This is a genomic window from Bacillus sp. FJAT-45066, assembly GCF_002335755.1.
Lineage (GTDB): Bacteria > Bacillota > Bacilli > Bacillales > Bacillaceae_I > Bacillus_CD > Bacillus_CD alkalisoli.
The window spans coordinates 1901362-1916795 of sequence record NZ_NISQ01000001.1 but is presented as its reverse complement, the minus strand read 5'-3'; the positions used below and the strand labels follow the sequence as shown (position 1 = coordinate 1916795).

12 protein-coding genes are annotated in these 15434 nt (G+C 35.6%); 11 read left to right on the top strand and 1 reads right to left on the bottom strand.

Translation table 11 applies throughout. The annotated features are described in order from the left end of the window. Window positions 1-61 precede the first annotated feature (61 nt). The 8 genes from CDZ92_RS09750 (at window position 62) to CDZ92_RS09715 (ending at window position 8891) form a co-directional block, all read left to right on the top strand. Window positions 62-811 (top strand): DeoR/GlpR family DNA-binding transcription regulator, encoded by a 750-nt coding sequence (locus CDZ92_RS09750; RefSeq protein ID WP_096155054.1) that lies wholly within the window; start codon window positions 62-64, stop codon window positions 809-811. Continuing rightward, window positions 808-1719 (top strand): 1-phosphofructokinase, encoded by a 912-nt coding sequence (gene pfkB, locus CDZ92_RS09745; RefSeq protein WP_096155053.1) that lies wholly within the window; start codon window positions 808-810, stop codon window positions 1717-1719. Before CDZ92_RS09750 ends, pfkB begins: the two co-directional genes overlap by 4 nt. A gap of 15 nt (window positions 1720-1734) precedes the next feature. After that, entirely contained in the window at window positions 1735-3603 is a 1869-nt protein-coding gene (locus CDZ92_RS09740; RefSeq protein ID WP_096155052.1) for a PTS fructose transporter subunit IIABC, read from the top strand. 209 nt (window positions 3604-3812) lie between these two features. Then, window positions 3813-4736, top strand: a complete 924-nt coding sequence (locus CDZ92_RS09735; protein ID WP_096155051.1) for a hypothetical protein — start codon at window positions 3813-3815, stop codon at window positions 4734-4736. 133 nt (window positions 4737-4869) lie between these two features. Next, window positions 4870-5517, top strand: coding sequence for a DUF4129 domain-containing protein (locus CDZ92_RS09730; RefSeq protein WP_096155050.1), 648 nt, complete (start codon window positions 4870-4872; stop codon window positions 5515-5517). Window positions 5518-5522: 5 nt separating this feature from the next. Beyond that, entirely contained in the window at window positions 5523-6656 is a 1134-nt protein-coding gene (locus tag CDZ92_RS09725; protein WP_096155049.1) for a DUF4350 domain-containing protein, read from the top strand. Continuing rightward, window positions 6653-7582: an AAA family ATPase gene (locus CDZ92_RS09720; protein ID WP_096155048.1), complete on the top strand. Its 930-nt coding sequence runs from the start codon at window positions 6653-6655 to the stop codon at window positions 7580-7582. The genes CDZ92_RS09725 and CDZ92_RS09720 overlap by 4 nt, the downstream gene beginning before the upstream one ends. Continuing rightward, a complete protein-coding gene (locus CDZ92_RS09715; protein ID WP_096155047.1) occupies window positions 7533-8891 on the top strand; it encodes a DUF58 domain-containing protein in 1359 nt (452 codons plus the stop codon). The genes CDZ92_RS09720 and CDZ92_RS09715 overlap by 50 nt, the downstream gene beginning before the upstream one ends. A gap of 257 nt (window positions 8892-9148) precedes the next feature. Here the strand turns inward: CDZ92_RS09715 and CDZ92_RS09710 are convergent, their stop codons facing one another. After that, window positions 9149-10126 (bottom strand): stage II sporulation protein M, encoded by a 978-nt coding sequence (locus tag CDZ92_RS09710; protein WP_096155046.1) that lies wholly within the window; start codon window positions 10124-10126, stop codon window positions 9149-9151. 155 nt (window positions 10127-10281) lie between these two features. On the opposite strand from CDZ92_RS09710, the gene CDZ92_RS09705 reads away from it, so the two are divergent. The 3 genes from CDZ92_RS09705 to CDZ92_RS09695 all read left to right on the top strand — a co-directional run bounded on the left by CDZ92_RS09705 (window position 10282) and on the right by CDZ92_RS09695 (window position 15261). Continuing rightward, the gene (locus tag CDZ92_RS09705; RefSeq protein ID WP_096155045.1) at window positions 10282-11067 is read left to right on the top strand and encodes an RDD family protein; all 786 of its coding nucleotides are present in this window, start codon (window positions 10282-10284) and stop codon (window positions 11065-11067) included. 130 nt (window positions 11068-11197) lie between these two features. Continuing rightward, window positions 11198-11917, top strand: a complete 720-nt coding sequence (locus CDZ92_RS09700; RefSeq protein WP_096155044.1) for a YebC/PmpR family DNA-binding transcriptional regulator — start codon at window positions 11198-11200, stop codon at window positions 11915-11917. 305 nt (window positions 11918-12222) lie between these two features. Further along, window positions 12223-15261: an efflux RND transporter permease subunit gene (locus CDZ92_RS09695; protein WP_096155043.1), complete on the top strand. Its 3039-nt coding sequence runs from the start codon at window positions 12223-12225 to the stop codon at window positions 15259-15261. Window positions 15262-15434 lie beyond the last annotated feature (173 nt).

Below are 15434 nucleotides of genomic sequence, written 5' to 3'. Positions count from 1 at the left end.
TTGTAAAGGTTTACATTACAATAAAAGTAAGCACTACAAAACAATACAAAAAGGTGATTATATGCTAACGCCAGAAAGACAAAAAAAGATATTAGATTTAATTCAACATAAAAATGTTGTAAAAATACAAGAATTAACAGAAGAAACAGGCGCTTCTGAATCTACGATTAGAAGAGATCTAAGTCAATTAGAAGAAGAAAATAAACTAAAACGTGTTCATGGTGGTGCGGCGAAGCTTCATCAAAAAGGTGAAGAACCGACACTATTAGAAAAATCATCCCGGAATTTAGAGGCGAAACAACTTATTGCCAAAAAAGCGGCAGAGTTTGTAAGCGAAGGAGATTGTATTTTTCTTGACGCTGGATCCACGACATATCATATCATCCCACATTTAACACAAAAAAATATCACGGTTGTAACGAATGGGTATGACCATATTCAGTTATTAATGGATAAAGGTATCCCTACTTATATTGTCGGCGGTTTTATGAAAAATAAAACTGGAGCAATTATTGGAAGTAAAGCTAGTCAAAGTTTACAGCTGTACAATTTTGATAAGGCTTTCATCGGAGCAAATGGTGTGCATTTAAAGGCAGGGTACACAACCCCAGACCCAGAAGAAGCTCATTTGAAAAACTTAGCCATTAAATTGGCGCAACAGTCTTTCGTAGTGGCAGACGAAACGAAAATAAATGAAGTTACATTTGCTAAGATCATTAATTTGGAAGAAGCCACATTAATTACTAGCAATATAGAAGATGAAGTTTACAAAGCATTTTCAGAAAAAACAACATTGGTGGTGGCAACATGATATATACAGTAACGTTAAATCCATCCATTGACTATGTGATGAAGGTAGATTTATTTCAAGAGGGTACAGTGAACAGAGCACAAGAAGTAATGTACTATCCAGGTGGAAAAGGTATCAATGTATCTCGCGTATTAACACGTCTAGGTGTACCAAATACAGCATTAGGATTTACCGCTGGTTTTACAGGTGAATTTATTAAAGAAAAAATGATTGAAGAAGATATTAAAGAACGATTTGTAGAAGTGGCTGGCAAAACTCGCATTAACGTGAAGTTAAAAGCAGAAAGCGAAACAGAGATAAATGGAGCTGGTCCGATAGTAAATGAAGAAGGAATGGAACTGTTCCTACGTCAGTTTGCTAGGATTACAGAAGGTGATGTAGTTGTTTTAGCAGGTAGCATTCCTGAAACAATGAAATCCACAATGTATGTAGACTTAATAAAGAAGTGCGCATTAAAAAACGTAAAAGTTGTCGTTGATACTGGTGGAAAAACGCTAAAAAATATATTAGCTTATAAACCATTTTTAATTAAGCCAAACCATCATGAATTAGGAGATTTGTTTGGAGTAGAAATTAAAGATAGGAAAGAAGCAATAATGTACGCGGCGAAGATTCATGAGCAAGGTGTCGAGAACATTATCGTTTCCTTAGCTGGAGATGGTGCACTACTTTATTCAAGTGAAGGAGTGTACGTAGCAAAAGCACCAAAAGGAGAAGTGAAGAACTCTGTTGGCGCAGGTGATTCGTTAGTAGCAGGATTTTTAGCAGGATATTCTATTAGTGGAAATGTTAAAGAAGCATTACAGTATGGAGTTGCTGCAGGAAGCGCTACTGCTTTTTCAAATGATTTATGCCAAAAATTCCAAGTGCAAAGTTTACTAGAAAAAATAAATATAGAAGTTGTATAAAAAGGAGGATTATCAATGAAAATCACTGATTTATTAACAGAACAAACGGTCAAATTAGAACTAAGTTCAATTTCAAAAAGTAATGTGATTCAAGAGTTAGTGAATACGTTAGATTCTGCTGGGAAATTAGAAGATAAGCGAAAATTTGAAGAAGCAATTTTGGCTCGTGAGGCTCAAAGTACTACTGGTATTGGAGAAGGTATAGCTATTCCGCATGCTAAAACAAACGCTGTTAAAACTCCGGCAATTGCTTTTGGACGCTCCAAGCAGGGAGTAGACTATGAAGCGTTAGATGGCCAACCAAGTCACTTATTTTTTATGATAGCAGCGAGTGAAGGAGCTAATAATGCTCATTTAGAGACACTATCTAGACTATCATCTATGTTAATGGATGTAGATTTTCGCAACAAGTTAGTAAGAGCTACTTCTAAAAGCGAGATTATTAATTTAATAGATTATAAGGAAAAAGAATTATTCCAAGAAGAAGTTGTAGAGGTAAATGTAACCTCAACTGGAATAATCTTAGCTGTTACTGCTTGTCCTACAGGTATCGCTCATACTTATATGGCTGCAGATGCTCTGAAAAATAAAGCAAAAGAATTAGGATTTACTGTTAAGGTGGAAACAAATGGTTCAAGTGGTGTGAAAAATGAATTAACAGCAGAAGACATAGACTCAGCTGTAGGAATTATTGTGGCAGCAGATAAACATGTCGATATGGAACGTTTTCATGGAAAGAGAATTATTCAAGTTCCAGTAGCACAAGCCATTAGAAAACCAGAAGAACTTTTAGTCAAGGCTAGCAAGGGAGATGGTACAGTTTATACTGGTACTGATAAATCATCTGCAAAAACAGAAGGGGTAAAAGAACGTTCAGGATTTTATAAACATCTGATGAATGGTGTTTCGAACATGCTTCCATTTGTTGTTGGTGGAGGAATATTAATCGCGATATCTTTTATGTTTGGAATTGAAGCATTTGATCCAAGTCATCCTGATTATCATTGGTTTGCTGAAGCGTTAATGACCATTGGTGGTGGAAATGCGTTTGGGCTAATGATACCTGTGTTAGCAGGATTTATCGCTTTGAGTATTGCCGATCGCCCAGGACTTGCAGCAGGTATGGTTGGTGGATTAATTGCGGCAACTGGTGAAGCAGGATTTTTAGGTGGTATTATTGCTGGTTTCTTAGCAGGATATATTGTTCTTGGTTTGAAATATGCTTTAAAAGGACTTCCAGCATCATTAGAAGGAATAAAGCCCGTATTACTATATCCTTTATTTGGCATTTTTATTACAGGAATGATGATGCTATGGCTTGTTACACCATTAAAAGCATTTAATAATGGATTAACATCTTGGTTAGGTGGACTTGGTTCTGGTAACTTAGTGTTTTTAGGATTGCTTTTAGGAGCGATGATGGCAATTGATATGGGTGGACCAATTAATAAAGCAGCATTTACATTCGGAATCGCGATGATTGATGCAGGAAACTTCGCTCCACATGCAGCGATTATGGCAGCAGGTATGGTTCCACCACTAGGGTTAGCATTAGCAACGACATTATTTAAGAAGAAATTCAATAAACAAGAGCGTGAAGCAGGTAAAACATGTTACGTAATGGGGGCAACGTTTATAACAGAAGGTGCGATTCCGTTTGCAGCTGCAGATCCATTACGTGTTATACCTTCCCTTGTTGTAGGGTCAGCTGTTTCAGGTGCACTAGTTATGTTATTCGGTATTGGATTACCAGCACCTCACGGAGGAATATTCGTTATTCCAATCGTTACTGGTAGCATAGCACTATACGTGTTAGCAATCGCAATCGGTACAGTAATTACAGCATTATTGGTAGGTTTACTAAAAAAACAAGCAACAGCATAAACATCTTGGAGAAGAGTCTCTCACTTTGACTCTTCTCCTTTTTGTATTTCAATCATATTACAAGTGCCAGGCACCTGAAATGAATTTGTAATAATTTGAAAGTTTATGAAATTTTTACACTACTTTTTTCTATTTGATGGTACAATAATAGGATATTAATATAGCAATATATTACATATTTGAATTATGTGAAAAGGGGACGGTATATTGTGATTAGTAAGTTAAATAGGCCGAAGCGATTTGGTGAAATTTTGGATGTAACTTTTAAGTTAAGTAAAAGCCATTTTAAAGTATTTTTCTTTGTTTCTTTACTGTTCTTCGGACCATTCTTCTTGATTAAAGCTTTAGCAAGATTGTCTACTGGAACAAGCTTCATACGTGAAGTTGGTGTAGGGGAAGGTTGGCTAGACCGTATTTTATCTTCATTTGGAGAAAATATGATGTCGGATGAAGTAGTTCCGTTAACTGGAGCTGACGTATTAATAGGATTCGTTGATTTTATTTCATTAATCATTTATCCATTATTATATGCAGCTATACTTTTAGGAATAAATCACCTTCGTAAAAATGAGAACTTTACAATTGGAACAGTAGTAAAAGGAGCATTTTCACGCTTTTGGGCAATTCTTGGGAGTAGTATTCTTTATGGTCTTATAACAGGGGGGCTCATAACAGTTGCTGTTATTGGAATTTTTATGATTACATTCTCTGCATTTATGATGGGGCCAGTAGCTAGCATCATTTTTACATTTATTATTTTTCTAGCTGCAGCAATCCCAATCTTCTATCTATTAACTAGATGGAGTTTCTATATCGGATCCGTTGTTATTGATTATGAATCTCCTGGTTTAACGAGAAGCTGGAACTTAACTAGAGGTAGAGTTTGGAATATTATTGGTCTGTATATTATCTTTACCTTAATCATTCTTGCCATTGGATTTGCAGTAGAGATAGCGTTTGGCGCATTACTTGGTAACAGTGTGTTATTTACATTAATTCAAGATGTTCTAACTGCGTTTACGACGATGATATTCGGTATTGGATTTGCAGTAGTCTTCTTCGATTTAAAGATTCGTCATGATGGCGATGATTTAAAAGATATGATCGAAGAATATAATAGTAAAACTGTTTAAATTTCATCAAAACTAAGATCTTATTGAATGAAATAACATAAAAGCGGGCCCCTTCCAATAAGAAGGAAAGCCCGCTTCATTCCGTTAATTAACTAAGCAAAAAACAGTCCTACATAAAGTTAGGTGATATGAAATGAAACAAACAAATGAAGTGCGAAATGAACTAGAAAAAATAGTAAGCGAACAAGAATATCAAGCATACTATAACCAAACATTTCTTGAAAAAATGTGGGCGAGAATTCAAGAGTGGATAAATGAAATGCTAGCCTCTGTTTTTGGAAATATGGGGGCAACAGGTCTCTCCTCAACACTATTTATCTACTTCCTTATTATTATATTAATAATAGTAGCAATCATTGTGTTAGTTTATATGAATCCATCCTTTAGTAGAAGAAGTAAGGCAGGAAAAAATGCTCCAGTTTACTCTTCACACGAATTAGAATGGACGTCAGAAATGCATTTAGCAGAAGCAAAACGTCAAGAAGAAAATATGGACTATACAAAAGCGACTCGTCATTCCTTTTTAGCTATTCTATTATTTTTCCATGAGCAAGAATGGCTCAAGGCGAAAATTTGGAAAACAAACTGGGAGTATTATGAGGAGTTATTAAAAGTTAACCGTGATGCTGCGACATTTTTTAAGGAAATGGTCCTTCTGTTTGATGAAGCAACATACGGTGAACGAAGAATTAAGCCAGAAGAATATGAACCTTTTGCAAAAGAAGTGGCAAGTTGGCTAGAAAAAAATATGCACAATAAAGAAGACGGAAAGGAGTCATAACACTGATGCAAAAAAGAATCTTGAAACAATCATGGCTATGGCTCCTGCTACTTTTATTACTGTTTCTCTTCATTAGTTTTATGACATCCCCAACTAGTCGGGAACAATATCCACCATATGTATCGAACTCTCCATCACCTACAGGGGTAAAGGCCATTTATACATATTTGGAGAAAGAGTTTGAAGTGACAACCTGGAACCATTCACCAGAATTACTTCCTACCTCAGCTGGTAATCTATTAATAATGGTGGAACCGTTTTTCATGCCTAGTTCTGAAGAGTTCGTAAAATACGAACAATTTTTAGCCAATGGCAATTCTATTTTATTATTACAAAATAATCCAAAGGACATGTTTGATTTGTCAACAAAGATTATTCCAGGAGATATGAGTGAGGAAATGTTCACAACGGTAACCGACAATGATGGAAAAGAATTTATGGCGGATATTTATTCATTTGTAAGGTTAATGCCAGCAAATACAGATAAAGTCCTACTGAATGATCAAGTAGGAGTAATTGCCATTAAGCGACATGTTGGAAACGGTACGTTGATTATAGCAAATACTCCTCAATGGATGACGAACAAGTTGATTTTAAAAGACGACCATTTGCCTTTACTTCTATCTTTATTTAATGAACTTACTTTTGACAAGGTTTTGTTTGATGAGTACATTCATCAATCAAAGGGCTTTATGAACTACGTCCGTGCTTATCCACTTTGGTTTACTTTTCTGTTAATTCAAGGGATTTTACTAACTTCCTTTATATTGTGGAAAAGAGGTAAAAGGTTCGGTCCAATATTAGTGGCTAGAGAAGAATCAGTACGATTTAGTGACGAAAGCATTAAAGCATTATCCGCATGGAATTTACAGGGGCGTAGCTACCATGAATCATTACATGTACAAGTAGAATACGTGAAATTATTGCTACAAGAAAAATGGGGTATTCCTTTTTCTCAAAGTTGGAAAGATACAGAAGACCAACTTGAGCGAAAGTGTAAACGAATGACAAAAGAAGAACAACGTAATTTTATAAATGGAATGGAGAAAGTTTTAGACGATACTCATTTAAGTAAAAAAGATTATTTAAGCTGGTCTAAAAGAATAGATAATTTAAGAAAAGAGGTTGAAGGGGAATGAATCCGAAATTAGCATTGCTACTAGAAAGATATGAACATAGAATACTTGGACAAAGTACGAATATTAAACTATTGTTGTCTGCTGTTCTAGCGGGAGGACATGTTTTGTTAGAGGGTGTTCCCGGTACTGGGAAAACACAAATGGTGCGTACACTTGCTAGATTACTAGGCGGAGATTTCAAACGAATTCAATTTACGCCTGACTTGCTTCCTAGTGATATTACCGGAAGTGCTATCTACAACTTGAAGGATAATAATTTTGAAACGTTAAAAGGTCCAGTTTTTACAAACATTCTGTTAGCGGATGAAATCAACCGTACTCCAGCAAAAACACAAGCTGCTCTCCTAGAAGCGATGGAAGAAAAACAAGTAACCATTCAAGGCGAGACATATCCATTACCAGAAATTTTCTTTGTTGTTGCCACACAAAACCCGATTGAGTACGAAGGTACATATCCGTTACCAGAAGCTCAACAAGACCGTTTTTTATTCAAGTTGAAAATTAATTTTCCATCTTTTGAAGAAGAAAAGAATGTGCTAAAACAAGTGATGGAAAATAGAATGCAATTACATGAGGTAGAACAAACACTCGACTTAGAAACTTTCTTAACTATTAGAAAAGAGATTGAAAACGTTACGCTAAATGATAGTGTACTAGATTATATCATGCAAATTGTTCGTAAAACACGTGAAACTGAAATGATTACGGTTGGAGCTAGTACAAGGGCAGGAATTGCGATTGGCAAAGCTGCTCAATCTTGGGCGTATCTCTCAGGTCGTGATTACGTCACACCGGATGATGTGAAAATGGTGACACGACCAAGTTTAAGACACCGTATCCAATTATCTCCACATGTAGAATTGGAGGGGACGACTGTTGATCAAATTATGGAAGAACTTGTCGGGTCGATTCCTGTTCCGCGATAAAGGCATAGTTCCAACGAAGAAACTAGTAGTTTTGTATGGAATACTTTCGTCCATACTATTTCTTCTTACCTTTTTTGGGATAGGGTGGCTTGAGATTTTTATCTTAAATGTGTTGTTTATTTCTTTAACTTTAATTGATTTGCTACTGTCTCCCAAAAAAGAGAAATTAAAGTTTAAACGAGAAATGACTAGCGAACTTGAGCGTGGTATAAAGTATGACGTCCATATTTCCATACAAAATTTTTCGAATCATACAATAAAGTTTGAAATGTTTGACGATCTTCCACAATCATTTCAACGTCCATTTCCACTCAAAGGGATAGCAGAGAGGGAGAAAAGCACATCTTTAATCTATGAAACGCTTGCGACTATTCGCGGAAACTATTCTCTATCGAAACTGTATGTTCGATATTTTAGTAAGCTAGGCCTTTGGAAAAAGCAAACGGCAGTACAATTAGAGGGGAACATCAAAGTTATACCAGATCTAACAGAATCAAAAAGTTACTTAGAAAATGCGCAGAAATACTTACTTCATGAAGGTGCTAAAATTAGGAAACAAGTAAGTAATGGTGGTGAGTTTTCTAAAATAAGAACATATGCCATCGGTGATGATCCGCGGAAAATAAACTGGCGCCAAACAGCCAAGTTACGTGAAGTGATGACAAATGAATACGAACCTGAACATGGAAAAAACATTACGATATTAATAGATTGTGGACGAATGATGGGTGCTGAACTTAATACGGGTAACCGTTTGGAAAAGTCGTTAGAAGCGGCGGTAACAGTAGCGACAGCAGCATTGCGAAATGGGGATTATGTAAGTGTACTAGCATTTTCAAAAGAAGTAAAAGTATATGTTCCGCCTGCAAAAGGGATGCCACACCTACAAACGATTTTGAAGTCTATTTATCATTTAGAAGTGGATGCATATGAATCCAATTATGGTGCAGTCCTAAACTATTTACAAACTGTACAAAAAAAGAGAAGCCTTTTGTTACTATTTAGTGATGTGCGTACTTTTTTATTTGAAGAAAGCACTATGTACTACTTAGTTCGTCTAAGAAAAAGGCACTTATTTTTCATGGTAGGTGTAGAAGACGAAATGCTCGCAGCGAAATCTAAGGAAGAACCAGACACACTGCAAAAAGCGATGGAAAAAAGCATGGCTCAAAAGCAGTTGCTACGTAAAAAAAGAGAAAAGCTTCGATGGGAAAAACAAGGCTTACCAATGATAGAAACAAAAGAAGAAAACCTAGCCACCGTCGCCGTCTCTCACTACATCGACATGCTGAATAGAGGGTTGTTATAATGCTTAGTGTTGATATTTAAATATTATTACCTTGTTAATTTCCGTGCAAGGCTGAGACTCCACGGCGCCACGAAAAATGAAAGCGGCTCGTTCAGCTCCGACTAGCATAAGACAGGGGGAGCTTGAGGGCGTTCTTTGTCCTCGAGATGACCATGGCTTATGACTCGAGGAGCTAGCCGCTAGACCTAGACACGCCCGCAGAAAGCGAAGCCTTGCGCGGAAATCAACAGTAGTGTTTAAATTCATAAAAAACCGGCTCATTCCTCAGCCGGTTTCCATTTGTTTTTTCTTTTATTCAAATGCAATCCAATAACAGCATAAAGAATCAAACCAATAACCGTAACAAAAGCAACTAAATACTTAGCCTCAAATGATAGCTTTGCAGGCGTAATAAATCCTTCTATTATTCCTGCAATAATAAACAATGGAATAGTACCTATCAGCAATTGAACGGACCTTTTAGCTTGTACCTTTAATTGATAGCCTCTAGAATAGCGTCCAGGTACAAACAATTTGTATCCCATTAACAAGCCTGCACCACCAGCAATGAAAATAGCAGTTAGTTCAATCATCCCATGTGGAACAATGTAAGCCCAAAATTCATAAGTCATACCAGCGTGCCAAAAAATTGCAGCAATTGCACCAACAAGGACGCCGTTAAAGATAAGAATATAAGCTGTTAACAAACCAAATGTAACTCCGCCTGCAAAAGCAATAAATGCAACTTGGATATTATTCGTCATAATAGAGGCAGAGAAGAGGGAGGCTTCTACTGTTCCTTCTTTATCGGTAAGGCTACTAGGTTCAATGCTTTGTATCATATTGGCAGGTAATAACGTATAGGCAGTAAGTGGGTCATGCCAAACAGCAAAAAAACCTCCAATCCCACCTAACGTTAATAGAACCATGGCGATAAAAACAAACTTCCACTGCTCCGCTAACAAGCGAACAAATGTCGTACTAAAGAACTCTCTCACTTGCTTAAAACTAGAAACTTGATCTTTGTATAATAGATTATGAGCTTTAGAAACTAACTCATTCAAATATCTAGTGATGTCTTCATTAGGAAAAAAAGTTTGACTATAAGAAAGATGTTGTGCAGCTTTTTCGTACTGGCGATGGAACTGGTCAATGTCGTTAGCCGAATTTCGACGGTTTTTAGAAATAAGATTTATGGAGTTCTCTAAAAGACTCCATTCGTTTCTATGTTGCTTAATAAACTGATTAAGATTCATAAATGCACCTTCTAATTGTAGTATAGAATTAATATTGTTATTCCTTTTCGATTAATAGTTTTACATGATGAAACGCTCTCTATTATTATACTATTTCCATTATAGTAATTTTTTAGAAAAATAGAAACAGTAGCATCGAGAAAAGAGGTTAAAAAATGCATGAAGAGAATGTAAATATAAAAACCCCTGAGTTTGTGTCCATTCAGTTTGAGCCAGCTGGGCTAGGGAGTAGGGCATCAGCATTTATTTTAGATCAATTATTAATAATCATTGTATACTTACTTTTGTTTTTTGGCGTATTCATGATGATTTTAGGTTTTGACATTTCTAATTTTTCAGGAACATTTGTTGCGATAGTTATTGTCATTACTTTTGCCATTCAATGGGGCTACTTTTTTGCTTTTGAATACTTTACAGGTGGAAGAACAATTGGCAAAAAGATAGTAGGAATAAGAGTTATTCAAGAAAATGGCCATAGTATTACGTTGCTAGCAAGTGCCGTACGAAATTTATTAAGAATTATTGATAGTTTACCAGCTAATTATTTTCTTGGCATCATTATGATCTTTTTCCATTCTAAACATAAGAGAATTGGAGATATCGTTGCAGGAACAATTGTTGTTCATGAGCGTCCGGGGAAAAAAAGAAAGACGAAGATGGATGGAATATTAGAAGACCGTCGTATCACGAAAGAAAGCTTAATTTTAGACGATTGGACGATAAAAAGCTTTAAACAAAAAGATTGGAATTTGTTGAAAACGTATTACGAACGTTTTCTGTTTTTACCAGAATTAGAACGTGATAGAATGACTAGGAAAATTGCAGAGATATTGCTTCCTAAAGCTGGAATAGACCATTCCACAAAAAGGTATATGCAAATGGAAAATGATTTGTTGGCGTTGTATTTAATATTGAAGGAAGAATGGGAGTTTGAATTATAGAAAATTGGATAGGACTTAACAAACAACTACAAACAGGTATATAATAAGAAATAGTTGAGACTATCTCATCTAATATAAATTTAATTTTACTTTATTCATTTTTATAGAGTTTGAAAGAGAGTGGAACAGTATGGGTCGTAAATGGAACAATATTAAAGAAAAGAAAGCTGCAAAAGATACAAATACGAGTAGAGTGTATTCTAAGTTTGCGCTTGAAATATATGTAGCAGCAAAGCAAGGTGTGCCTGATCCAGAATCAAACCAAGCACTTAAATTTGTACTTGAACGTGCAAAAACATACAACGTACCTCGAAATATTATTGATCGTGCCATTGATAAAGCTAAAGGGTCATCTGATGAAAGATACGATGAGCTTCGTTATGAAGGGTTCGGACCAAATGGATCTATGATTATCGTCGATACATTAACTAACAACGTAAACCGCACTGCTTCTGAAGTTCGAGCTGCATTTGGTAAAAACGGTGGAAACATGGGTGTAAGTGGATCTGTAGCTTATATGTTTGATGCTACAGCTGTTATTGCAGTTGAAGGGAAAACGGCAGATGAAGTTTTAGAGCTTCTAATGGAAGCGGACGTTGATGCTCGCGATATTTTAGAAGAAGATGAAATGGTAATTGTTTATGGAGAGCCAGACCAATTCCACGCAATGCAAGAAGCTTTCAAGAACACTGGAATTACAGACTTCAAAGTTGCCGAATTAACTATGTTAGCTCAAAACGATGTAACAATACCAGAAGATGGTCAAGCACAATTTGAGAAGTTAATTGATGCATTAGAAGATTTAGATGATGTACAACGTGTGTACCATAACGTTGACTTAAGTGAATAAATATTAATGAACAAGACGCTAGGCTCGAATCATTCGACCTGGTGTCTTTTTATTTCAAGAATTTTACAGGTGCCTGGCGCCTGTAACCTCTTTGAAATATTTTCGTCTAAGTCTTTGGTCGGATATGAGGTTACGTCTCTGTTTGTATTTTTTGTAAAGGTACTATTTTTTTTAGGATTAACGTCATATAATCAATGTGGGGTTGGAAAAAATACTTAATTTTGGTAATTGAGTTAATTTCATATTTAAGGATCGATGAGTAGCCATACATTATGAAACGGACTCAAATGAGGGGAGAAACGAAGATGTCGATATTGGAGTTTATTTTAAAGAGAAAGATTGCAGTTGGACTTATGGTTATTTTTGTTTTGATGATTGGTCTTTATTCTATGAACAAGTTAGATCAAGAATTAATGCCGCCTATTTCGTTTGACATGACGATTGTGCAAGTGGACGCAGGTGAAATGGCAGTTCTTGATGTAGAGGATAAGATAACGAAGCCGATTGAACAAATATTAAGTGGTATAGAAGGAGTAGAATCACACTCCTCTCAATCACATATTGGAAGTTCTTCCATTACAGTTATGGTGGAAGAAGGTAGAGGGGATGAGATTCATAAAAATATTGAAGCAGCAATACTCCCTCTCAAAAATCAAATCCAAGGTATTCAAAACATCGGAACGTTCCAAATATCTATGAATCAACCTTTTGAGTTTTTTATGGAACTATCTAACGGAAATATGGATGAGATAACAAGCTTCTCTAAAAATGTTGTAAAACCTAGATTAGAAGCTTTACCAGAAGTTAGAGAAGTAAGATTCGATGGATTAGAAGAAAACGAAATTATTATTCAACTAAAAAGCGATGAATTACAAAAATACGGAGTAGACGCACAACAAATTATTGGAACAATTCAGCAGTCTAACTTAATCACTTCGCTCGGAGAATTAAAAGAAGAAACAAATGAACCTACTATCCGTTGGATTACTTCGTTACAATCCCTTAATGACATAAAAAATATATTAATACCAACAATGGACGGAGTTAAAACGTTAGAAGAACTTGCTACTATTAACTTACAAGTAAGAGAAATTTCTTCTGGTGTGTGGAAAAATGGTAGTAAAGAAGTTGTACTTGTTCAAATAGGTCGTGTAAATGGAGCAACACAGATTGAAATGGCAGAGGCTATACGTGCGGAAGTACAAAAGATTAAGGATGAGGGGCTTGTTACCGGTTTTCAATTTAATGAAATTGTAGCCCAAGCTGATTATGTAAAAGATGCAGTAGATGGAGTGACTAGTAATATTTTAATTGGTGGTTTATTGGCGATAGTCATACTCTTCTTGTTTTTAAGAAATATAAGAGCAACGATTATTATAGGAATTTCCATACCTCTATCTATTTTATTAACATTCTCTTGCATGTGGTTCCTAGGCTACAGTATCAACATGCTTAGTCTAATTGCATTAGGACTTGGAATAGGTATGATGGTCGATGCTTCTATCGTAATTTTAGAGTCGATTTATCGTAAAAAGGAACAAGGAATCCCAAATAAAGAAGCAGTACTTAAAGGTGTAAGTGAAGTTGCTTCTGCTGTTATAGCATCGATGTTAACGACGATAGTCGTATTTTTACCAATCGGATTACTAGGTGGAGAAGCAGGTAAGTTTATGATGATCTTATCTGTTGTCGTTATTGTAACACTAGTAAGTTCAGTAGTCGTTTCCTTTACGCTTATACCAACTTTATCCGAAAATTTCTTGAAACTTACGAAACGTCAACAGCAAAAGAAAGAAAGCCGGATCATTCAATCATATGGAAATATCATCACGTGGATGTCGGGTAAGAAGCGCCGTCGTTTAGGAGTAATTTTCGCCTTTTTCCTTATGTTCATCGGTTCTTTAGCATTAATTACGAAAGTTCCAATGACCATTATGCCTGATATGTACAATCGATATTCAGAAGTAATGATAACGCTTGAAAGTGGAATATCACCTCAAGAAAAAGATGAACTTGCTAAAGAAATTAATGTGCAATTAAATGACGTACCAGATCTAACAAGCCACTTTGTATTGGATCAGATCGAATTTATGTTTATTTTAATTAACATGACACCAGAAGAAGAGGCAACGTTAGGCCAAGACGAAATAAATGAAAGAATTATGTCCTCACTTCGTAGTCTAGAAGAGAATTTCCCAGTTGTAGGAGTAACTTCCGCAATGGGAATGGGAGCAAGTTATCCAGTTCAGCTTGAAGTAACAGGCGATAGTTTAGAAGAATTGGAGAAAATTTCATCTGAATTAGCGAACGAAATAAGTAAAGTTTATGGAATTGTTGGTACAACAACTTCCATGGACAAAATGTTAGAAGAACAATTAATCGTTCTAAAAGAAGATGAGATGAAAAAAGATGGTATTACACCATTACAACTATTTGGTCAATTAAATGCATTGTCTTCCACAATGCCAATTGGTTTACTACAAGATGAAAATTCTACACCAATTTTAATTGCACCAGACAAAACGATAACAAAGAAATCTGATTTGTTAAATGAAGAAATACTAACGCCTACAGGTAATCAAAAACTTTCAAAATATATTGAGTTAGAAACTGTTCAAGCACCAACACAAATTGATCGTAAAGAAGGAAAGCGTGTCGTGAAAATATTAGCAGATATAGAAGGGCGCGACCTCGGTTCCATCAATCGTGACGTTCAAAGTGTGGTGGATTCTTTTGAAACAACTGCTGGATACACAGTATCAGTAAGTGGAAATTTAGAAGAACAACAAGAGGCAATTCAAGATATGCTAGTCATTTTATCTATTGCTATCTTCTTAGTGTACGTTGTAATGGCTGTTCAGTTTAATCATCTATTACACCCAATCATTGTTATGACAATTATTCCAATGACAATTACAGGTGTTATCCTAGGGCTATTACTAACTCAACGTGAATTAAGTATTATGTCAGGTATGGGTGTTATCATGTTGATTGGGATTGTTTTAAATAATGCTATTCTTTTGATAGACCGTGCAAAGCAGTTAAGAGTGGAAGAAAAATCAGTTCACGAAGCAATTGTAGAGGCAGGTATGAATCGCATGCGTCCAATTTTTATGACAACCTTAACAACAATTGGTGGAATGCTTCCTCTTGCATTATCAGGAGGAGCTGCAAGCAGTTACCAAGCTCCATTAGCAACGGTTGTTATATCAGGGCTGCTGTTTGCTACACTTATTACGCTAGTATTAATTCCAGCAGTATATATGCTATTTCATGACTTAGGAAGAGGCGTAAGAAGACTGGTTAAAAGAAAACAACGCAATGAAAAGTCAATAGAAGCATAAAAAGATTAAAGAGTAGAACCCTCTGTTAAGGTAAAATGATACCTAGCAGAGGGTTTTATTATATGAAATTGATATTAATTATTGTTATATCCGTAGAAATTGGAGAATATCTGTAAATCTCCTTATATATCAGTAAAAAAGTAAATATATCCAGAAATCTATACATATATCCA